The organism is Salegentibacter sp. 24, from assembly GCF_004362395.1.
GTDB lineage: Bacteria > Bacteroidota > Bacteroidia > Flavobacteriales > Flavobacteriaceae > Salegentibacter.
In genome coordinates this window covers 1-20,577 of the sequence record NZ_SNWE01000021.1, presented here as the reverse complement: position 1 = coordinate 20,577, position 20,577 = coordinate 1, and the positions used below count along the sequence as shown (strand labels likewise).

At 36.2% G+C, this 20,577-nt stretch carries 16 protein-coding genes; 5 read left to right on the top strand and 11 right to left on the bottom strand.

All coding sequences use genetic code 11. From position 1 onward, the window contains the following. Nucleotides 1-2: 2 nt before the first annotated feature. From DET49_RS14180 to DET49_RS14170, 3 genes are all read right to left on the bottom strand, one after another. Nucleotides 3-1,685 (bottom strand): DUF6909 family protein, encoded by a 1,683-nt coding sequence (locus tag DET49_RS14180; protein WP_133548804.1) that lies wholly within the window; start codon nucleotides 1,683-1,685, stop codon nucleotides 3-5. Between the two features lie 6 nt (nucleotides 1,686-1,691). Next, nucleotides 1,692-3,191 (bottom strand): GH3 auxin-responsive promoter family protein, encoded by a 1,500-nt coding sequence (locus DET49_RS14175; RefSeq protein WP_133548802.1) that lies wholly within the window; start codon nucleotides 3,189-3,191, stop codon nucleotides 1,692-1,694. A gap of 72 nt (nucleotides 3,192-3,263) precedes the next feature. Continuing rightward, nucleotides 3,264-4,133, bottom strand: coding sequence for a M23 family metallopeptidase (locus DET49_RS14170; RefSeq protein ID WP_133548800.1), 870 nt, complete (start codon nucleotides 4,131-4,133; stop codon nucleotides 3,264-3,266). Nucleotides 4,134-4,345: 212 nt separating this feature from the next. Here DET49_RS14170 and tatA point away from each other — a divergent pair, with 212 nt between their 5' ends. Then, nucleotides 4,346-4,558 carry a twin-arginine translocase TatA/TatE family subunit gene (tatA, locus tag DET49_RS14165; RefSeq protein ID WP_079735411.1) on the top strand — a complete coding sequence of 71 codons (213 nt, stop codon included), beginning with the start codon at nucleotides 4,346-4,348 and terminating at the stop codon, nucleotides 4,556-4,558. Nucleotides 4,559-4,626: 68 nt separating this feature from the next. On the opposite strand, the gene DET49_RS14160 is transcribed toward tatA, so the two are convergent. Genes DET49_RS14160 through DET49_RS14150 form a run of 3 tightly spaced genes read right to left on the bottom strand, consistent with a single transcriptional unit; the run spans nucleotide 4,627 to nucleotide 8,449 of the window. Next, complete coding sequence (locus DET49_RS14160) at nucleotides 4,627-5,607, bottom strand: DUF4837 family protein (RefSeq protein WP_133548798.1); 981 nt, start codon at nucleotides 5,605-5,607, stop codon at nucleotides 4,627-4,629. A gap of 24 nt (nucleotides 5,608-5,631) precedes the next feature. After that, nucleotides 5,632-7,215, bottom strand: a complete 1,584-nt coding sequence (locus tag DET49_RS14155) for a LysM peptidoglycan-binding domain-containing protein (RefSeq protein WP_133548796.1) — start codon at nucleotides 7,213-7,215, stop codon at nucleotides 5,632-5,634. 49 nt (nucleotides 7,216-7,264) lie between these two features. Next, a complete protein-coding gene (locus DET49_RS14150; RefSeq protein WP_133548794.1) occupies nucleotides 7,265-8,449 on the bottom strand; it encodes a phosphoglycerate kinase in 1,185 nt (394 codons plus the stop codon). A 138-nt stretch (nucleotides 8,450-8,587) separates the two neighbouring features. Here DET49_RS14150 and DET49_RS14145 point away from each other — a divergent pair, with 138 nt between their 5' ends. Then, the gene (locus DET49_RS14145; protein ID WP_133548792.1) at nucleotides 8,588-9,742 is read left to right on the top strand and encodes an ATP-binding protein; all 1,155 of its coding nucleotides are present in this window, start codon (nucleotides 8,588-8,590) and stop codon (nucleotides 9,740-9,742) included. A gap of 4 nt (nucleotides 9,743-9,746) precedes the next feature. Beyond that, nucleotides 9,747-10,142: a DoxX family protein gene (locus tag DET49_RS14140; RefSeq protein WP_133548790.1), complete on the top strand. Its 396-nt coding sequence runs from the start codon at nucleotides 9,747-9,749 to the stop codon at nucleotides 10,140-10,142. A gap of 65 nt (nucleotides 10,143-10,207) precedes the next feature. Here DET49_RS14140 and DET49_RS14135 read toward each other — a convergent pair whose 3' ends face one another. The 5 genes from DET49_RS14135 to DET49_RS14115 all read right to left on the bottom strand — a co-directional run bounded on the left by DET49_RS14135 (nucleotide 10,208) and on the right by DET49_RS14115 (nucleotide 17,611). Continuing rightward, a complete protein-coding gene (locus tag DET49_RS14135; protein WP_317130328.1) occupies nucleotides 10,208-10,723 on the bottom strand; it encodes an OmpH family outer membrane protein in 516 nt (171 codons plus the stop codon). Between the two features lie 226 nt (nucleotides 10,724-10,949). Beyond that, complete coding sequence (locus DET49_RS14130; RefSeq protein ID WP_133548788.1) at nucleotides 10,950-11,783, bottom strand: class I SAM-dependent methyltransferase; 834 nt, start codon at nucleotides 11,781-11,783, stop codon at nucleotides 10,950-10,952. Nucleotides 11,784-12,050: 267 nt separating this feature from the next. Beyond that, nucleotides 12,051-13,922 carry a tRNA uridine-5-carboxymethylaminomethyl(34) synthesis enzyme MnmG gene (gene mnmG / locus DET49_RS14125; protein ID WP_133548786.1) on the bottom strand — a complete coding sequence of 624 codons (1,872 nt, stop codon included), beginning with the start codon at nucleotides 13,920-13,922 and terminating at the stop codon, nucleotides 12,051-12,053. A gap of 19 nt (nucleotides 13,923-13,941) precedes the next feature. Then, the gene (gene ybeY, locus DET49_RS14120; RefSeq protein ID WP_133548901.1) at nucleotides 13,942-14,361 is read right to left on the bottom strand and encodes an rRNA maturation RNase YbeY; all 420 of its coding nucleotides are present in this window, start codon (nucleotides 14,359-14,361) and stop codon (nucleotides 13,942-13,944) included. Further along, the gene (locus tag DET49_RS14115) at nucleotides 14,354-17,611 is read right to left on the bottom strand and encodes a hypothetical protein (protein ID WP_133548785.1); all 3,258 of its coding nucleotides are present in this window, start codon (nucleotides 17,609-17,611) and stop codon (nucleotides 14,354-14,356) included. Before DET49_RS14115 ends, ybeY begins: the two co-directional genes overlap by 8 nt. 117 nt (nucleotides 17,612-17,728) lie before the next feature. On the opposite strand from DET49_RS14115, the gene gltX reads away from it, so the two are divergent. Both gltX and DET49_RS14105 read left to right on the top strand, forming a co-directional pair. Continuing rightward, nucleotides 17,729-19,246, top strand: coding sequence for a glutamate--tRNA ligase (gene gltX, locus DET49_RS14110; protein ID WP_133548783.1), 1,518 nt, complete (start codon nucleotides 17,729-17,731; stop codon nucleotides 19,244-19,246). A 210-nt stretch (nucleotides 19,247-19,456) separates the two neighbouring features. Next, a complete protein-coding gene (locus DET49_RS14105) occupies nucleotides 19,457-20,398 on the top strand; it encodes an SPFH domain-containing protein (protein ID WP_133548781.1) in 942 nt (313 codons plus the stop codon). Nucleotides 20,399-20,577: the final 179 nt, after the last annotated feature.

The window sequence follows — 20,577 nt, the reverse complement described above, 5'->3', positions numbered from 1 at the left end:
AACTAAGATTTAAAAATTTGTTCAAGAATTTTTTCGGTAATTAAATAAGTAGGCTTTACACCAGTAGTTCCCAAACCGCCAGAGGCCAGTGTACTACCGGTTTCTAGCGGATTATCAGAGGCGTAATAAGCATACCTCACTTTTACCTCGCTATTAATACTACCCCTTAATTTGGAAGCGGCCTGGATGGCTTTCTGATAATGCGCACCTTCCATTTCAAGTCCGCTAACATTCCAGGTAGAATCGTGAAAAAATTTAAGAATATCGCGGTTTTGAAGTGAGGTTCCCAACACAGTGATCATGGCACCGTCTACAATATCAATTCCACTACCTTCCAGATCGGCACGGCTAAGTTCATTTTTAAATGGATAGTTATCTGCAGTCCCTTCAAACAAATGAGCAGAGGGGATCATAATATCGCCTTTCCCTCCTTCCAGAATACCCGCTTTTCCCATAATGGAAATCGATTCCACGTTCATCTTAATCTCATTACCTTCAAAATTGTATGGCTTTAGCAGCTCATCCATGGTTTCGTAAGCCTGTTCTCCAAATGCATAATCCATCACGATAATTACGGGTGCTTTTTCTTCGGTTTTAATATCCCATGTGCCATATTTACCGTTTAATTTAGCAGTATCAAAAATTTGGACATCTATATTGGTACCACTTTTGTCTTCCAAAAACGTCATCCCGTTATCCAAAGCCGACTTCATTACTTTACTTCGTAAATCTCCGTTAACACTATTACTAAGGGTTTCGTAAATCTCCAGCGGTTTCTTCTTTTTAAGATCGGCCTTTAAGGCTAAAGGAGTATAAAGGGTATTCATTACACTATGCATGTTCGCACTAATAATATGCAGCGGGCGGTGCATTAAATTTTCTTTAATGAGATGTTGCTTAATATTATCGGCCCAGATCTCACCGTGAATATGGTGACCCAAACGTTCACGTAGAACCGGACTAAAAGTGATAATCCTTTTATTATTCTCAACTGTTTCTGCAATGGCAAGTTTTCCTAACCAGTAAATTATATTTAAAAAGCGTTCTGGATTCCCAGGTAAAGAAAATTTTGGATAGATATCCTGAACCTCATAAAACGTCCGGCCTAAAATATTGGCTGTATGGGTTAAAGCGATTTCCCTTTGCGCCTGGTCTAGAGGTTCCTCCTGCAACACAGCTTTTTCCAGTTTCTGCCAGTCACGGGTCACACTACCTTCTTCATCTATTATAACCCGACGCATTATTTTATGTGATTCTACAAATAAAAATGTAAGATGGGTAAGAATATCATAGATCTCAGAACGGCCACGCGTGATTTCGATATTCATTTGTTCATTGTCAATCCTGTAGCAATTACGACGACGTTTGGGCGGAACAATGGGCTTAAAATGTGAATTTCCATAACCTTCATCGCTGGTAAGATTAATAAACCGACATTCTTCAATTCCTTTTGGTAATCGATCTACCACGTAGAGTAACCCACTTAATTCTGCCTTATCATCGGCAATTGAACCGTAGATTTCGGGGCGAAGAATTAATAATGCTTCTCGAAGCGTTTCTCCCGAAACCCCCATAGGTTTATAAAATCCACGGTTAAAAAGATGACGCATCGTTATATACATGCGTTCTATAGCGTGGGTACTTTCTTGAGCACGGGTACGACCGAGTAATTTTAGATTTATCATTTTTTGCTATGCTTTTATAATTTTTTCCAGAACTTCGGCTATTTTCCGGTCGTTAGAAAGACGCGGTAGCTTGTTTTGTCCACCTAATTTACCTATTGATTTCATATATTCCTGAAAACCATTTACCGGAACTTTCGAAATTTTTAAGGGTTGGAGAATTTTGCCTTCAATAAGGTCAAAATAATAAGAATTTTGCTCCCGAAGACTTTTATCGAGTAATGCTCCGAATTTCTTTAAATCATCAGGCTCCTTTTCAAACTCTATAAACCATTCGTGATATGGTAATTCTGCATTTACAGTAGTTATTTGCGGAGCCACGGTAAACTCACTTATACGCGCATTAGTAGCTGAAGTTGCTTGCTGAATCGCCTCTTCCACTTCCTTGGCAATCACGTGCTCTCCGAAAGCAGAAATAAAATGTTTAATTCTACCTGAAACTATAACACGGTAAGGTTTTGTACTGGTAAATTGAATCGTATCCCCAATATTATAAGCCCAAAGTCCTGCATTAGAAGAAACAAGCATCACATAATTCACACCAGTTTCTACCTGGCCGATCGTAAGACGCTTTGAGTTCTCCTCACCAAATTCATCGGCCTTTATAAACTCGTAAAACATTCCTGAATCCAGTTGGAGTAACATTCCTTTTTCAGTTTGTTTATCCTGAAAAGCGAAAAAACCTTCTGAAGCTGGATAAAGTTCAATACTATCAACTTTTCTGCCGATTAGGTTTTCAAACTTTTTACGGTACGGCTCATAATTTACGCCGCCATAAATAAACAAATCGAAGTTTGGAAAAAGCTCACCGATTTTCATTCCGGATTTCTGTTGAAGCCTCTCAAAATACATTTGAACCCAGGAAGGAATACCGCTAATTACGCTCATATTCTCATTTCGGGTTTCTTGAACGATTGCATCAACTTTGGTTTCCCAGTCTTCAATGCAATTTGTCTCCCAGCTAGGCATTCTATTTTTTTGAAGGTAAGAAGGTACATAATGTGCTACGATACCGGATAAACGACCCATTTTTACACCGTTCATTTCTTCCATTTCAGGACTACCCTGTAGAAAGATCATTTTCCCGTCAACAAATCTGGCATTACCAGTTTCGGCGATATAACATAGAATAGCGTTTCTTGCCGCATTTATATGAGATGGCATAGAATCCTTAGTAAGTGGAATATATTTGGCGCCACTGGTGGTTCCGGAAGTTTTTGCATAATACAAAGGTTTTCCCGGCCATAAAACATCGGTCTCCCCGGCGACCATTTTATCTACATAAAAACGAAGTTCTTCATAATCACGCACAGGTACCCTTTCAACAAATTGGGTATGAGATCTAATATTCTTAAAACCATGGTCCCTTCCAAATTTTGTGTCTTTGGCCTTTTCTATAAGCTCCTGGAAGACCTTTTTTTGTGTAGCTTCAGGTTTAGAAGCCCAAGTATCTATTTTTCTACGAATATTCTTAGCAAAAATTTTTGCTCCAAACGACTTTAAAGACATAATCTTATTTGAAATTATAAGGCTAACTATTGACTTCAGCATAACCTTTAAGGCTGTAAAGGTCGTGATTTATTAGTCAAAATCAATATAATCTGTAGGGTCTACCGGGACGGCCTCGTTCCAAAGTTCAAAATGAACATGTGGGCCGGTACTATACTCTCCGGTAGAACCAGCCGTGGCAATAACCTCTCCCCTTCTAACATTTTCCCCCTGTTCTTTGGCAAGGGAAGCATTATGTTTGTAAACTGATAATAAACCATAATTATGCTTAACAATAATGACATAACCGGTTTCCGTAGTCCATTCTGAGAAAATCACGCGGCCATCTGCAACCGATTTAACCGGAGTATTTTTAGGAACCACAATATCTACAGCATAATGCTTTTCCTTGGCATCATAACCTGCTGATATAGATCCTTTTACCGGTGGGAATAAAGAAAAATCTATATTATCCGTAGCCGATGGCAATACATTGTATTTATCCTCCTGAGCAACTTCTTCCCGCAACAGGGAATCGGCCCGGGAAGGCTCTATGGGTTCAATTTCTTGCCCCATTACTGGATCCTCAATTAAAGAATCCCTATGTAGCATAGCAGTATCGGCCTTGCCAGTCAATACATTTTTAATAGCCCCCAAATACTGATTATTAAGCTTTAAAACCTGTTGTAACGAATCAGTTTTATAAGCCAGTTGGGAAGCCTTTTGCTTCAATTGGGCTGAAGAATAGCCAGGAATATATTCCTTAAGCGGCGTAAAAGCGATTATATATGTTGTGGCTGCGATAAGAATTATTACGCTTAAGGTGAGGGTAACAAATACATTAAGCCGGGTTAATTTAAAAGAAAGTTTTTCCTCAAAGGTATCTTCATTTAAAACTACCATACGGTATTTATGAAGTAGCTTTTTGGTGAATTTTTTTTTGTCTTTTTTATTTTCAGCCATAATTCGGTTACAAAGATAAATTAAAATTTTAGCTTGATATTTAAGTTCTCAAACTTAGTTCTTACTTGGGTCGTCGGAAAAACAAGCAAAACTTTTAAATAAATAAGGCTTATCAGGAATCAAAAAATCCCTTAAGTATAACTTAAATTTAAGCTATATTAACGTTGTAATTACTTTATTCTTGTTAAGTTTGTAATATTAAAACATACATTATGAACGCATTTATTTTACCATTAGCCATTGGTGCTCCACAAATTATATTAATTGTTGTGGTAATATTGCTATTATTTGGAGGTCGCAAAATTCCGGAATTGATGAGAGGTTTAGGTAGTGGAATTAAAGAATTTAAAGATGCCTCTAAGGATGAGAATGGCGAAAAGACAGTTCCTTCTGATGATAAGAATTTCTCTGAGGAAAAGAAATAGAAAAGATAGCTACCTATAATAAAAGAGCCCGAACTTAAAAGTTTGGGCTTTTTTATTTGAATTAAGTCTTATTGAATTTCTGCCGTTTGCAGTATTGCATCTAACTCAAAAATATTGTCTCGTTTACTTTTGGATGGCGAAAAAACAAAGCCTTCTAAAACTAAAAAACGTTCATTTGCTTCATCTTTGATGGCGTAGTTTACAAAAGGTCCCGCCATGAAAGCATTTTTCACTTCCCAGGTCCCGCGCGTCTCATAAGCCGGAAAACCATCAATTTCGGTTTCAAACAGATATGGTGCATAGGCTTCCTCAGTAATCATATAACTACCTTCTGTTGGTCCAGGTATATGAGCTTTTCCTATTGAATCACGCATCTTAATTATGTTCCCTATAGTATTGGTATCAGATTCAATCTGACTAATTGGTACCTCATAAATAAGAATTTCCATATTCCCTTTTGGAATTTCTTTCCTTATCCACATGAAATCTTCCTTTTCTAGTGCGTATCTATAAGCCGTAGGAAAATCAAGAGACAAGCCAAATTTCTCCTCTAACTTTTCATCACTCTTCAGCGATTTTCTCATTCGGCGTTGTTTCTCCTTCATTTCGGTTTCTTTAAAAGCAGAAATTAATTTTTCAGAACTCTCATTTATTACCCTAATTAAATCCTCTGGATCTTCACCAGAAATTATCACACCAGTTTGGGGTCTTGCATAAAGATCTTTGATGATGCGCGCATCAGCCTCTTTACCTTCTTGAACCGAGATAAAAGAACGATTTCTACGTACAAATCCGCTAAATGTTTCAGGTGGAATCTGACTTAAAGAAAACATAGGTTCTTCCTGCGGAAGTCCTTTTACCGCTTCAGCAAAATTATTTCTTACGGCTTCCCCCACAGCGCCTTCCCATAGGTTGTTCTCCATAACAACGGTAATTTGATTAATATTTCCTGAAGAATCAGAAAGGATACGTTCCGCTTTTTTATCGCCATTTTCATTACAGGAGATCAGAAAAAATACACTGAAGATTAGAATTAAAGTTTTTTTCATTGTTTTTAGTTTGGTTTGCAATAATTAACCCTTGAAAAGTTTAAGTTCCATACCGGGTTTAAGGCTGTTACTGCCCATATCATTCCAAGACCTCAAATTTTGTACCGTAATTCCGGGAAACTTTCGGGAAATACTCCAAAGCGAATCTCCCTTCTTTACCGTATAGGTTTTTGTACTACTAATTTCTTCACTTGTATCTTTTTTATTTTGTGCAACTACACCGGGTTTTCTAGGATAAATAGTTAGATACTGGCCTATGCGCAAATTATTACTCCTAAGATTATTCCAACGTTTAATGCTGCTAACTCCAACGCCATAACGCTGGGCTATCCTTCCCAAATAATCACCACTTCTTACCCTATATCGTAATTTCTCTTCAGCTTTCACAAATTCGGGGAAGGCCTTTTCTTCCTTTTGAATATCCTTCTCAGCAAAATTATATATAGCATCCTCATTACTTACAAAAGCCCCACTAACGGTGGTAGGAAGCCTAATCATATAATTCTCATCTTCTATAAAAGGAATTACATCTAGTTTATAACTGGGATTTAAAAATTGAAGCATTTCCTTTTCTACACCGGTTACTTCAGAAATTTGTTCGAAAGTAATCAACTGTTTAACTTTAATAGTATCGGTTTCGAAAAATGCGATTTCGGGCCGTTGTGGCTGAAAGTTGTGTTCCTCGGCATACTCAAAAAGATAAAGTGTCGCCAGGAATGCAGGAACATAACCTGCAGTTTCCCTGGGTAAAAATCTTCTTAATTCCCAGTAATTGTGAGAGCCGCCGCTCCGGCGAATTGCCTTAGAAACATTACCGGGGCCCGAGTTATAGGAAGCTAACACCAAATCCCAGTCTTCAAAAGTCCGATATAGGGTGGCCAAATATTTCGCGGCAGCCTCGGTAGACATTTGTGGATCCATACGCTCGTCGACATAACTGCTTACATCAAGTCCGTGTGCTTTTCCAGTTCTATACATAAACTGCCAGAGCCCGGTAGCACCCACCCAGGATTTGGCACGAGGATTTAAAGCCGATTCTACAATAGCAAGATATTTTATTTCTAAAGGAATATCATAACGATCCAACTGCTGTTCAAACATCGGAAAATAATATTCACTTATTGCCATAAGGCGCTCCATTGCCTTCTTATTTCTATTTAGGTAGGAATTGATTACCTTTTCAAGTATCGGGTGGTATTCTACATTAAATGGAGTTCTGGCGTTTAATTTAGCCAGTCGCGCTTTTAATGTATCTGTAGGAAGTTCTTTATAAACTTCCTCCTTGTAATCTTGCTCCCTGATACTTTTATACATCGTCTCAAAAAGATCAGAATCGGTAAGCTGTGCTCTCCAAACTGAATCAATTTCGGCTGCACGAGGCATATCCTGCAACGAGACAGCGGCAGAATCCCTAATCACAGCCGAAATTGGTAATTTGTCTTTAAATTCTGGATCTGGATGAGTAAGAATAATTTCACTACTGTCTACCTTTTGGAAGATCTGAACTCTAAAATTAGCCTTTTCGACCTGCTTCTCCTCAGTGTCTTTCTGCGCATGAAGGTTTATTCCAAAAAGAAAAACCAGCGATAAAATTATATACCTACCCATAATATTCAAGATTTAAAAAAGAACGTATAATCTAAGATTTTAGTACGTTTTATTTACCGATGGCATCAATCCCCGGCAATGATTTTCCTTCTAACATTTCCAGCATGGCACCTCCACCGGTAGAAACATAGCTTACTTTATTTTCAAAACCGAATTTCTTAACGGCTGCCACAGAATCTCCTCCGCCAACTAAGGAAAAGGCGCCATTGCTAGTTGCTTTAGCAATAGAATTTCCTAAAGCAATAGTTCCTTTAGAAAATTTATCCATTTCAAAAACTCCCAATGGTCCATTCCAAAGTATAATTTTTGATTTCTGTATCACCGCATCAAAATTTTTGATGCTTTCTGGGCCTGCATCAAGTCCCATCCAACCATCAGGAATTTCGGTTATTTTAGTAGTATCGGTAGTAGCTTCCTCGGAAAAGCTATCTGCAATGATAGAATCCACTGGCAGGTGTACCTCTACATTTTTAACTTTAGCTTGTTTAAGAATTTCTAAAGCTAATTCCTGTTTATCTTCTTCTACGATGGAAGTTCCTATTTTTCCGCCTTTAGCAAGTATAAAAGTATAAGCCATTCCACCACCAATAATTAAGTGATCTACCTTATCCAGAATATTTTCAATTACTGTAATTTTAGATGAAACCTTAGCACCTCCTAAAACCGCGGTCACAGGTTTTTCTTTACTATGAAGAACTTTATCAAGGTTTTTAATTTCTTTTTCCAATAAGTATCCGAAACATTTATTCTCAAAATAATTGGCTACTATAGTGGTAGAAGCATGGGCGCGATGAGCAGTACCAAACGCATCATTTACATAAATGTCGCCAAGTTCCGAAAGTTGTTTTGCAAAATCTTCATCGCCCGCTTTTTCTTCCTTATGAAATCTAAGGTTTTCCAACAATAATATTTCCCCGGGTTTTAAATTATCAGCTGCGTTTTTAACTTCTTCCCCAACGCAATCATTCACAAATTTCGGCTCTACCCCAATAACTTCTGAAACTTTCTTTACTATATTTTTTAAAGAGTATTTATCTTCGCTACCTTCGGGTCTTCCAAGGTGAGACATTAACACTACACTCCCACCGTCTTCCAGTATTTTGATTATTGTTGGTTTGGCAGCTTCAATTCTACTGGCATCTGTCACCTTTAAGTCCTTATCCAAAGGCACATTAAAATCAACTCTTATTAATGCCTGCTTGTCTTTAAAATTAAAATCGTTTAAAGTCTTCATTTTCATTTCATTTTTTAAAACCAAAATCTGGTTTAGTTGGTTAAGTTTAAGCTCTATCGGCGTTTATTAAGTATACGCTATTTACAAATATAAATTTTTCCGAAGACATTAAGATGTATATAAATTTTATATTTGCTTATGCTTTTTGAAGAAATAATAGGATTACAGCATTTAAAGAAACACCTAATAACTACTGCCGACAATGGTCGAGTGCCACATGCACAGTTATTTATCGGGAAAAGCGGTAGTGGCACTTTGCCACTTGCAATCGCTTATGCGCAATACGTACTTTGTAAAAACAAGCAGGGAGAGAATATAGCTGAAAACAAAAATTGTAATGAACGATTTAAAAAACTGGCACATCCCGACCTTCATTTTGCTTTCCCGGTGGCTGCAAATCAGAAAATTAAAAAACACCCAGTTTCTTCTCACTTTTTAGAAGAATGGCGACAATTTATAAAAAACACGCCCTACGGAAGTTTATTTGAATGGTACCAAAAATTGGGAATCGAAAATAAACAAGGTCAAATTGGAGTGGATGAAGCGCAGGAAGTGGTGAAATCTCTCTCTTTGAAATCGTATGAAGGTGGTTTTAAAATTATGATTATCTGGATGGCTGAGAAAATGAACACCGCCGCCGCCAATAAACTATTAAAATTAATAGAGGAACCACCTAATAATACGCTGTTTCTTCTCATAACCGAAGATGAAGAGCAAATTATACAAACCATTAGATCACGTTGTCAGAAACTCCATTTTCCACCTCTACCGGAAGATGAAATTGCAGCATTTTTAGAAAAAAATCAAAATTGTAGTCAGTCAGAAGCTTTAAAAATTGCCCACCAAGCGAACGGAAGTTATACTCGCGCTTTGCATTTATTACAAAAAGATAGTGGAGACCAACAATTTGAAACATGGTTTATTAACTGGGTGCGTACAGCATTTAAGGCAAAAGGGAATCGAGCTACGGTTCTGAAGCTTATTTCCTGGAGTGAGGAAATAGCCGCCATGGGACGAGAAACTCAAAAAAGCTTTTTATTGTATTGTATTGAGTTTTTCAGGCAGGCTTTAATGCTCAATTATAAGGCAGAAAACCTGGTATATCTTGAACCAGTAACGCCGGGATTTAAGCTGGAAAAATTCGCGCCCTTTGTTCACGGGAATAATATTCAGGATATTATTAATGCACTTGAAGAAGCTATTTACCATATTGAACGAAATGGAAATGCGAAAATAATTCTTACCGATCTTTCCATTAGATTAACCCGATATTTACATAAAAAAGCCGCATAAAATTATGGAAAACCTCTACGCAAATATTACTGAAATCTTAATCTTGCTTTTTATTCTTATCACTTTTTTACAATCTGGAATAGACAAAGCCGGGGATTGGAAAGGAAATATTGGCTGGTTAAAAGATCATTTTTCACAAACCATTCTTGCAGGGCAAGTGCCCTTAATGGTTGGTATTATCATGATAATTGAAATAATAACAGGAATTGGAGCAATTCTAGGAATAATCTGGTTACTTGGTTATAATGATCCGACAATGGCACTCTATACTTGCATTTTGGCAGCTGTGACGCTTCTAATGTTATTATTCGGGCAAAGAATTGCCAAAGATTACGCGGGAGCTTTTACATTAACCGGATATTTTATTGTGGTAATTTTTGGTGTTTATTTAATGTCCTAAAAAAAGATAAGCTTTTTCAAATCGATTTTGAAAAAGCTTATTTTGAAACAGAAAATAAAATGCAATTAGTTCTGCTTGTAGGTTTCATTTAAATTGTCAAGGATTTCCTGGGTAATATCCTTCCCATCTTTTGCGTACATAATATTTGCTGATTCATTGGATCCAAAAATATAGGTATAACCCTTCTCCTGACCGTATTCAGCAACATAATCTTTTACTTTTTTCACAATAGAATCAATTACAGCATCACTTTGCTTTCTGAGCATATTACCCTGCATTTGCTGTTGCTGTTGGATTCTCTGTTGTTGTTGCATTAATGCCTGTTCTTTTTCCTGGCGTTCTGCCTGAGACAGGCTATTCATTTCTTGCTGGTAAGCCTGAACTTCCTGCTGGAAAGCACGTGCTACAGAATCCAGTTGTTGCTTTACGGAATCAGATTTTGCAGAAAACTCAGCCTCTACCTCCTCCATTTCCTTGTATTCCTGAATCAATTTAGAAGTATCTACATAAGCCGTTTTTTCTTGGTCGCAGGAAGTTAAAAATAAAGCCACCATAAAAATCATTAAAAGTTTTTTCATCATAATTAGAGTTTGTTTATCACAAATGTAAGAAAGTTAAATTTTCGAGGTAAAGCAAAATTTAATAAAAAACAGAAATAGCGCTATTCTATACTAAATTAATTTTCAATAAGTTTTAGCAATAATTTTTGACTTAATTAGAAGGTCTCTCCTACCACTTCTCAGATTGAACAGTCCAACAGCTAATATTACTAATGAAATTCCCTTAAATATCCTTAAAATGCGTTTTTTAGCATTTTTGAAAAAAATAAACTAGCGAAGAATACTCTGAGGTATTTCGAGCTTTTATATTTGATTTTAAACCAATATTAAAAGCCTTTATAAGGCTAGCATTTCCATTTTTATTTTTTTCTGAAAGCAAACTCACGTAAAAAGAATCGAAAAAAAGTGGTTTGGTTTGAAGCTTCCTGAAATTATATTTCATAAATAATTCTGAAATACCATTTTGGGAAAAATGCCAAAGATGTCTTGGAACATCATAAGCTGCCCAATTTTCTTTATAATATTTTGCATCAAAACTTTTAAAATTTGGAACGGCAATTACCACAATCCCATTTGGTTCCAGTAACCGATATAATTCGTTTAATTGAAAATCTAAATCGGGAATATGTTCTAAAACATGCCACATAGAAATGACATTAAAACTATTTCCTTTAAAGAATGATAAATCTGGCTGCAATTTTATACCTTTTTCTAACGCCAACTTCCTTGCACCAGCATTTGGTTCTATTCCAGAAATTTTAAAATTTTTATTCCTTGCAGCAATTAAAAAATCTCCAGTCCCAGCTCCAATATCTAAAATTTTTTTTCCGCTTGAAACTTGAGAAATCCATTTTAACTTTTCAGCGAGCATATACCTTTTTACCCCTCGATATATTTTATCGGTAAAAGATTTTTTGGAATCGGTATGGGAAATATAGTTTTCACTATCATAGTAAATTGATAGGTCTTTGGGCACCGGAAGTGTTTGTAAAATTTCAAAATCGCTTCGCATTACTAAACGAAATTCCTCACCCGACACCAAATGATCTTTACAATTTAAATAAAATTCTTTATCAGGCATAGATGAATTTTTGAGAAGGATTAAATCAATATATATTACCTATTCAACTTGATTGCATACTTTAACTGAAAAGTTGGATTTATGTGGAGGCAATGAATTGTTAGAATTCACAATTACCATATTTAAAAGGCCACAGAAATGCTTTTTAACAAGTCAAAATTTTTCACACAAGATGATCTTTTCTCTAAACCCGTAGGGTTTTATTTTAAAAAATAAATTCAAAATCGCGATATAGAACCGTTTTGTTCCACGTGGAACGTTGCAATTTTATCGCCCCATATATACTAACAAAACAGAAATATCATTTGGGCTTACCCCGCTAATTCTAGAAGCCTGTGAGATAGAAGTGGGTTGAATCTTATTCAGTTTCTCACGTGCTTCAAAGGACATGGACTTGATTCTTGAATAATCAAAATCCTTCGGTATTTTGACATCTTCTAGTCTATTGAGTTTATCAGCATTATTCTTTTCCTTTTCAATATATCCCGAATATTTTATTTGAATTTCCGTTTGCTCCAAAATCTCAGTATTTAAATTATTCTCTTGAATATACTCCTCCACCCCAGGAAATTTTCTAATATCCTTCATAGAAATATTAGGACGTGAAAATATTTTAAAAATTTTATCACTTTGTTTCATCAGCGCGGAATTATTCGCTTCCAAAACCGGATTGGAATCCTTATGAGAAACACTTTTATTTCGTAGATATTCGACAAAATTAGATGATTTGTCTTTTTTCTCCGACATTTTCTGCATACGATCCTCACCAGCCAGGCCTATTCTATAGGAACGTTCAGTAAGCCTAAAATCCGCATTATCCTGGCGCAACAAAGTTCGGTACTCAGCACGGGATGTAAACATCCTATAAGGCTCTTCCGTTCCTTTAGTGATAAGATCGTCAATCAACACCCCAATATAAGCTTCATTCCGCTTTATAATAAACTCTTCCTTCTCTTGCACCTTTAATGCCGCATTTATTCCAGCCATTATTCCCTGGCATGCAGCTTCCTCATATCCGGTTGTACCATTTATTTGTCCGGCAAAATATAAATTGTCAATTAACTTGGTTTCCAAAGTATGCTTTAGTTGTGTAGGTGGAAAATAATCATATTCTATAGCATAGCCGGGTCTGAAAAATTTAACCCCTTCAAATCCGGAAACTGAGCGCAAAGCTTTAAATTGAATATCTTCAGGCAAGGAGGTAGAAAAACCATTTACATAAACCTCAACGGTATTCCAACCTTCTGGTTCTACAAAAAGTTGATGGCGATCTTTATCGGCAAATCGATTTATTTTATCTTCAATACTCGGACAATAACGTGGTCCAATACTTTTGATTCTACCATTAAACATCGGTGATCTTTCAAACCCATCTTTCAGAATTTCATGTACCACTGGAGATGTATAGGTCATATAACAAGACCTTTGTTTCTTCAAAGCCTGGGTTTGGTCCAAAAAGGAAAACTTAGATGGCTCCTCATCGCCTGGTTGTTCCGTCATTTTAGAATAGTCTAATGACCTACCATCAACCCTTGGCGGTGTACCTGTTTTCATTCTTCCAGACTCAAATCCTAAGTCGACTAGGTCCTTGGTAATTCCGGTTGCAGCTCTTTCTCCTGCCCTACCACCTCCAAAATTTTTATCTCCAATATGAATTAAGCCATTCAAAAAAGTTCCATTGGTAAGTATAACGGATTTAGCTCGGATTTCTAATCCTAATGAAGTTTTAACACCCGTAATTCTGTCACCATCCATAATAAGTCCTGCTACCATTTCCTGATAGAAATCAAGATTTGGAGTTTGTTCCAATCTAAGCCTCCAATGCTCGGCAAACATCATTCGATCACTCTGAACTCTAGGACTCCACATTGCCGGCCCTTTTGATTTATTAAGCATTTTAAATTGAATAGCACTGGTATCACTTACCAAACCACTATATCCCCCCAAGGCATCAATTTCACGCAAAATCTGGCCTTTGGCAATTCCTCCCATCGCGGGATTACAACTCATTTGCGCAATATTTTGAAGATTCATAGTTACCAATAAGGTTTTAGAACCTAAATTTGCAGCTGCGGCAGCGGCCTCACTACCAGCGTGACCGGCTCCCACTACAATAACATCGTATTCACTTTCGAACATAAAAACCTTCTTTCTTAATTTATTGTTCCACGTGGAACAATGCAATCTTTTCTTCTTCCTTCTGTCGCATTTCTTTGGCTTCACTTTCAGTTTTATCACCATATCCACACAAATGCAGAATTCCGTGACTCATAACCCGTTTAAGTTCGTCAGAAAAATCTACATTATAATCCATAGCATTCTCCTTAACACGATCTATACTAATAAAAATGTCACCAGACAGTTCATCTCCATCCGAATTATCAAAAGAAATTATATCAGTATAAGTATCGTGTTCAAGAAATTTTAAATTAATCTTGTACAAATAATGATCATCACAAAATATATAATTCAGCTCACCAAGGTGTTTCCCTTCAGAGGCAATTATTTTCAGGATCCATTTGTAAAAAGAATTTTCATCTTCTAATTCAAAATCATTTTCGGAATAAAAATTAATTATTTGTTCGCTCAAAATAAGATTTAACTTTCTGTTTATAAATTTCGCGCAAAGGTAAGCTATGTCTATTTAAAATTTCAATAGAATTGAAATATTCTTTAGCCTTAATACTTTGAGCTTTAGCTGGGTTATCAAAGATTTCATAATTGGTTTTCGAATTCCGTTTATTATTTTTTCCCTGCATATTACGAGCTTTCTCAAATTCCAACAACTCCTGTTCGAGTTGGTGTAATTGTTTAAGGACAGAACGATCAAACCCTTTATTTAGCATCTGATCTTCTACTTTTTTAATTTGTTCTTCAAGTTGTCTATCTTCCTGTGAAGAATTTTTCATATTTAACTCTTGTAAACGTTGCCTTATTTGTTGTTGATTTTTATAAATCTCAAAAAGATTTTTCATTTCCTCCTCTCCCATTCCTTCACCAGGTTTTTTTCCTTGAGTAGGATTAACACGTTCTTCTTTACTTCTTTTTTGAAATTCCTTAATGATACTCTGCTGCTCTTTTATAATATCCTGCAGTTGAAATTCCGACTTTTGCCCCTTACCTCTTCCCATTTTTGGATTAGCCTGTCGTTCCATCATGGTTAAAATCCTACTCAACATATATGCAAGATCATTGGCACCGGTTACCACATATTGTTGGCTGGCCGTACCTTGAGGAAGTTCGTTTTGAGCAAGACGCTCCAGTGATTTTTCAATATTAAATTCAATGTTCGTTAAGCTTTTGGTAATATCCTCTGTAATCATTGGATTACTTAAAGCAAGAGTATACAAACTATCATCGATATGTCTGAAATTGCTACGCAAATCATTCTGTCGAATGAGTTTGACCGCATACCGTGGATTATTGATTTCTATCTCATTAAAATCTTTAAGGAGTTCTTCCTGTTGGAAGGAAAATGTAATTAAATTATCAAGTATTTGTCGTAGACTTTCAATATTAGCCTTTAACAATTCAAGGCTTTGCTGGTTTGAACGCTTTTGCATTTTTGCACTGAGTTCTTCCATTTGCTTTGAAGCGTCTTTCTGGTTCTCATTTGCTCTTCTTTCGTCCCCTCGTTCTAGATTCTTTTCAGCTTCATCCAATTGTTTTCGAATAAATTCTTCTGCTACATTATCTACAGGAAATTCAGTAGGTTTTTTCAACTCTCCATTTTCCTTTTCAAGCATTCTCAATTCTTTTCGAAGGTGCTCAAATTCCTTTGAGATCTCCTTCTGCTCCTTTAAAGATTTATTATCAGAAAATTCTGACAATTTCAATTGCTTATCAGCCAGCCCTTTAAGATTTTCAGCTAATTTTTGTAGTTTTTCTTCAATATAATAACGCTTAGTCAATTCTAAAAGCTGTTCCAGGTTACGCTCCTCAGTTTGATTCCTTTTTGATAATTCTTCGAGCCTCTGTCCTAATTCCTCCCGCTTAATCTTTTCTGCCATTTTTTGTAATTCCTCCAGTAAAAGCTCATCTTTTTTTAAGCGTTCTTCTGTTCTTTCTAAACGTATCTTCAATTGCTCCTTATCTTTAGGATTTGAATCAAACTCTTTTTTACTTTCAAGGGTTTTTCTTAATTTTTCCGAATATTCACGCATCATTTCAGTTTGCTGCCTTTGTCTGTCTATGTAATTCTCCAGCTTTCTGCGCTCATTATAATCGAAGTTTTTGTTTTCTTTTTGTATGCGGTTTAATTCATTCAATTCCTCTTGAGAGGATTTAATATTACTTAAACTTTCCCCTAATTTATCAATGGATCGCTTTTGTTCTTCCAGCTTTTCTTCCTCAATATCTTCGGCAGTTTTCTTTTTGAAACTAAAAACTACACTTTTAGTATTTTTTGAACCGTTTACGGCATCATTATCCCATAGCTCAAAATAGAAATTATAGGTTTTTCCAGGGATTAAATTCAAATCCCCTGGAAACGTATAATGAAACTCATCAAAAGTTTCATTGGTAATTGAAATTTGCTTTTTATTGATGCTATCTTGTTTACTATCAATGTAATAAACTAAGTTTAACCGCTTTAGGCCGTAATCATCAGAAATTTTACCGTAGAAATATTGGGTACTATTATCTATGGTATCCAGTTTCTGTTGAACTTCCATTTGTGGATACTCGTCTTTAATCATACTAACCGAATAATTAAGAGCCTCAAAATCCTTAAATGTATTATTAGAAGTACTCACACGATAATTGAAACGAGAATTGACTGCCTGGGAATACTGGGAACCGAAGCTTTCAGCAGGAATATCTACCGATGAATTACTGGTCGAAAAATTAATAATATCAGTATTCCTGGTATTAAAACGCCAGGTAATTTCTGTGCCCTCCGGGAGATTCACATTACCAGTTCCGCTCAAACTATCGGATGTTTTTCCAATATAATCAGGATAATCAAACACCATAGTAAAGTTTAAAAGCTTGGGGATTTTCAGTGTTTCCAGGATATATGTTTTTGAAGAAACTCCGTTAGCTCCAAGGTTAAATTTGACATCATTTCGAAGTCGTTTAAAATCATATTCGAAATTACCTGGAGCAATCTCTTTCAAAAAATAAGTTTGTCCGTTATAAGAAATTTCAGCCTTCTCGGGAGTTAATTTACCTTCGGTTTTCACCAAAATTTTAAAGGCGGAATTCTCCGTAGCTTTCAGAGAATCATTCATAATTACAAAACTAAAAGGTGCCGGAGCTTCAAAAGCGATGTTGTATTTGGTCAGACGTTCCAAGGGCGCGGCCACCAGATTAATTTTACCGGTAACTAAGAGTCCTAAAATTAACATTATGGGAAATAAAGCATATTTTAAAAATTTACCGCTCTCTCTATAATCTACCGCTCGGGTAAAAGGAATATTATTTAATTCGGCCGATTTTTGTTCAATACTAGCCAGTAATAATTCAGAATTTGGGCCATCCTTTTTGAGCTGAAGGATATTCAATAATTTATCTTTTACTTCGGGAAAGTGAGAACCGATAATTTTTGAAGCCTCTTCCTCATTAATTCCCTTAGACATTTTAAAAAGCTTGGCTATTGGGAACAGGATAAAGTATATCAAAAGCATCACCTCTACCCCAATAAACATCCAGAATAGAAAAGTACGGCTCCAAGGATCCAACCATAAAAAGTATTCAATGGCCAAAACTGCCAACAAATAAAGAAGGCCAATGGTTAAAAATAAAACAAGCCCTTTAAGCAATTTATTCAGGTGAAATTTCCTGATAAAAGCTTCCAGTCGTTTTTTAATCTGTAGGTAATTATCCATAATTGAGGATTAAAAATACAATAATTTTACCGGAGTAATTTATTGCGGGATTGGTAATCTACACATTAGGTTTCGTTTAATAAGGTTGTATCTTTGCCACTAAAAATAAAATTAGATATGTCTGCTAAAGTTCGCGTACGTTTTGCTCCAAGTCCAACAGGCCCATTGCATATTGGCGGAGTAAGAACAGCTTTATATAATTATTTGTTTGCCAAGAAACACAAGGGTGATTTTGTATTGCGTATAGAGGATACGGATCAAAACCGTTATGTAGAAGGTGCCGAAAATTATATCATTGAATCCCTTGAATGGTGTGGAATCGCTTTTGATGAAGGTCCCGGCAAAGAAGGAGATTATGGCCCATACCGGCAAAGTGAACGTAAAGATATGTACCGGAAATATGCCGAACAACTTATTAAATCTGACCACGCCTATTACGCCTTTGATACTGCTGATGAATTAGATGCCCATAGAAAAGACCACGAAGAAAGAGGCAAGACCTTTATTTATAATTGGCATAACCGGGAAAAACTTCAAAATTCTCTTTCGTTATCTGAGGATGAAGTAAGAGAAAAATTAGATGCTGATGAAAATTACGTTATCAGGTTTAAATCACCTAAGGACGAAAAGCTTCATATTAAAGATGAAATTCGCGGGGATATGGAAATTGACACCAGCACCTTAGATGATAAAGTTTTGTTTAAAAGTGACGGAATGCCTACCTATCACTTGGCTAATATTGTGGACGATCACTTAATGCAAATATCCCATGTTATTCGTGGAGAAGAATGGTTGCCTTCACTGGCACTTCATTTTATGTTATATCGTGGTTTTGGTTGGGATGCTCCTAAATTTGCTCATTTGCCACTAATTTTAAAACCACAGGGAAAAGGAAAATTAAGCAAACGCGATGGTGATAAACTAGGATTTCCGGTATTTCCCTTAGAATGGAAAGATCCCAGTTCCGGAGAAATTTCTACTGGATATAGGGAAGATGGATATTTTCCTGAAGCCGTTATCAATATGCTTGCTTTTTTGGGTTGGAACCCTGGTACGGAACAGGAATTTTTTAAGCTGGACGAACTGGTTAAAGCTTTTGAAATAAGCCGTGTACATAAAGGTGGAGCAAAATTTGATCCTGAGAAAACCAAGTGGTTCCAACAGCATTATATGCACGAAGCTGATGAAAAACCAGTCGCTGAAAAACTGGAATATATTCTTCAGAAAAAAGAAATAAAAGCCTCTTCAGCCTACGTTTTAGAAGTAGTGAAATTAATGAAAGAGCGTGCTGTTTTTGTAAACGATATTTGGGAACAGGGTTATTTCTTTTTCGTTGCCCCTACTTCATACGATCCAAAAAATGCTAAAAAATCCTGGAAAGAAGGAACTTCCGAAATAATGCAGGAATTAATAGATCTTTTAAAGGAACAGCAAGATTTTGAAGCCGAAGCATTGCAGGTTAGAGTTAAAACCTGGATAGAGGAAAAAGGAATTGGTTTTGGAAAAGTTATGCAGCCTTTTAGATTAGCCCTGGTGGGTGCTATGCAGGGTCCCGATCTTTATGTAATTGCCGCAATGATTGGAAAGGAAGAAACCATTTCCCGACTACAAAATGCGATAAATACTTTAGGCTAATTTGTTGGACCTATACTGATAAAAGCAGGTTATTTTTAATTTGGAAGTAGGCTTACACCGGCAAGGCAGCAGTCTGATACAGATATTGTTTCTTAGCCTCAATAAGGGTTGAAATTATCTCTTCAAATAGCCTTTTTTGTTTTATGTAAAGCAGAGCGCTAAGCAAAGTTTCACTATCTTGGTATACAATCAACTCATATTCGATAAAATATGCTTAGCTACGTTATTATATCTATTTTAATAGTATTATCTTTTGTTATACTCTTCAGTGGAATTTTCACGGTTCGCCAACAAAAAGCAGCGATTCTTGAGAGGTTCGGGAAATTTAAAAGTATCAAAAATTCCGGATTACATTTAAAGATCCCTATAATCGATCAAATAGCAGGAAGGATCAATTTAAAAGTCCAACAACTAGATGTTCTAGTAGAAACCAAAACCAAGGACAACGTATTTGTTAAGTTGAAAATTTCTGTCCAGTTCCAGGTTATAAGAACTAATATTTACGATGCATTTTATAAACTTGAAAGTCCGTCAGATCAAATAACTTCGTATGTTTTCGATGTGGTAAGAGCTGAAGTTCCTAAAATGATATTAGATGATGTTTTTGAAAGAAAAGACGATATTGCCATCGCTGTAAACCGTGAGCTCAATGAATCTATGCAGGATTACGGATACGACATCATTAAAACGCTTGTAACGGACATTGATCCGGATGAGCAGGTAAAACATGCTATGAACAGAATAAATTCAGCAGAACGTGAGAAAGTGGCTGCTGAATACGAAGGTGAAGCTGAAAGAATACGTATTGTAGCTAAGGCACGAGCTGAGGCTGAAAGTAAACGTCTCCAAGGTCAGGGTATCGCAGATCAAAGAAGAGAAATTGCTAGAGGCCTTGAAGAAAGCGTAGATGTTTTGAATAATGTTGGGATTAATTCGCAGGAAGCTTCAGCTTTAATTGTTGTTACACAACATTATGATACTTTGCAGGCCATCGGTGAAGAAACCAATAGTAACCTTATCTTATTGCCAAATTCCCCCCAGGCAGGAAGCGATATGCTCAATAATATGGTGGCATCATTTACCGCTTCAAATCAGATTGGCGAAGCAATGCGCAAGAAAAATGAAGAGATTGAGCAGCAGAAAAAGAAGTAATCCAATGTAATGTAACAAAGTTGGAGTATAAAGCTTCTCAACCTTCTAATTACTATTTGAAAAATATCAAGTGAGAATAAAATGTAAATAGAGTAGGAAGATAGGGATTAATTCCCTATCTGTCCTCTCACACCACGCGTACGTACGGTTCTCGTATACGGCGGTTCCTTAGTTTACCC

Coding starts and splice junctions, on each gene's coding strand:
- DET49_RS14180 (WP_133548804.1), bottom strand. CDS start 1,685: ATGATAAATCTAAAATTACTCGGTCGTACCCGTGCTCAAGAAAGTACC.
- DET49_RS14175 (WP_133548802.1), bottom strand. CDS start 3,191: ATGTCTTTAAAGTCGTTTGGAGCAAAAATTTTTGCTAAGAATATTCGT.
- DET49_RS14170 (WP_133548800.1), bottom strand. CDS start 4,133: ATGGCTGAAAATAAAAAAGACAAAAAAAAATTCACCAAAAAGCTACTT.
- tatA (WP_079735411.1), top strand. CDS start 4,346: ATGAACGCATTTATTTTACCATTAGCCATTGGTGCTCCACAAATTATA.
- DET49_RS14160 (WP_133548798.1), bottom strand. CDS start 5,607: ATGAAAAAAACTTTAATTCTAATCTTCAGTGTATTTTTTCTGATCTCC.
- DET49_RS14155 (WP_133548796.1), bottom strand. CDS start 7,215: ATGGGTAGGTATATAATTTTATCGCTGGTTTTTCTTTTTGGAATAAAC.
- DET49_RS14150 (WP_133548794.1), bottom strand. CDS start 8,449: ATGAAGACTTTAAACGATTTTAATTTTAAAGACAAGCAGGCATTAATA.
- DET49_RS14145 (WP_133548792.1), top strand. CDS start 8,588: ATGCTTTTTGAAGAAATAATAGGATTACAGCATTTAAAGAAACACCTA.
- DET49_RS14140 (WP_133548790.1), top strand. CDS start 9,747: ATGGAAAACCTCTACGCAAATATTACTGAAATCTTAATCTTGCTTTTT.
- DET49_RS14135 (WP_317130328.1), bottom strand. CDS start 10,723: ATGATGAAAAAACTTTTAATGATTTTTATGGTGGCTTTATTTTTAACT.
- DET49_RS14130 (WP_133548788.1), bottom strand. CDS start 11,783: ATGCCTGATAAAGAATTTTATTTAAATTGTAAAGATCATTTGGTGTCG.
- mnmG (WP_133548786.1), bottom strand. CDS start 13,922: ATGTTCGAAAGTGAATACGATGTTATTGTAGTGGGAGCCGGTCACGCT.
- DET49_RS14115 (WP_133548785.1), bottom strand. CDS start 17,611: ATGGATAATTACCTACAGATTAAAAAACGACTGGAAGCTTTTATCAGG.
- gltX (WP_133548783.1), top strand. CDS start 17,729: ATGTCTGCTAAAGTTCGCGTACGTTTTGCTCCAAGTCCAACAGGCCCA.
- DET49_RS14105 (WP_133548781.1), top strand. CDS start 19,457: ATGCTTAGCTACGTTATTATATCTATTTTAATAGTATTATCTTTTGTT.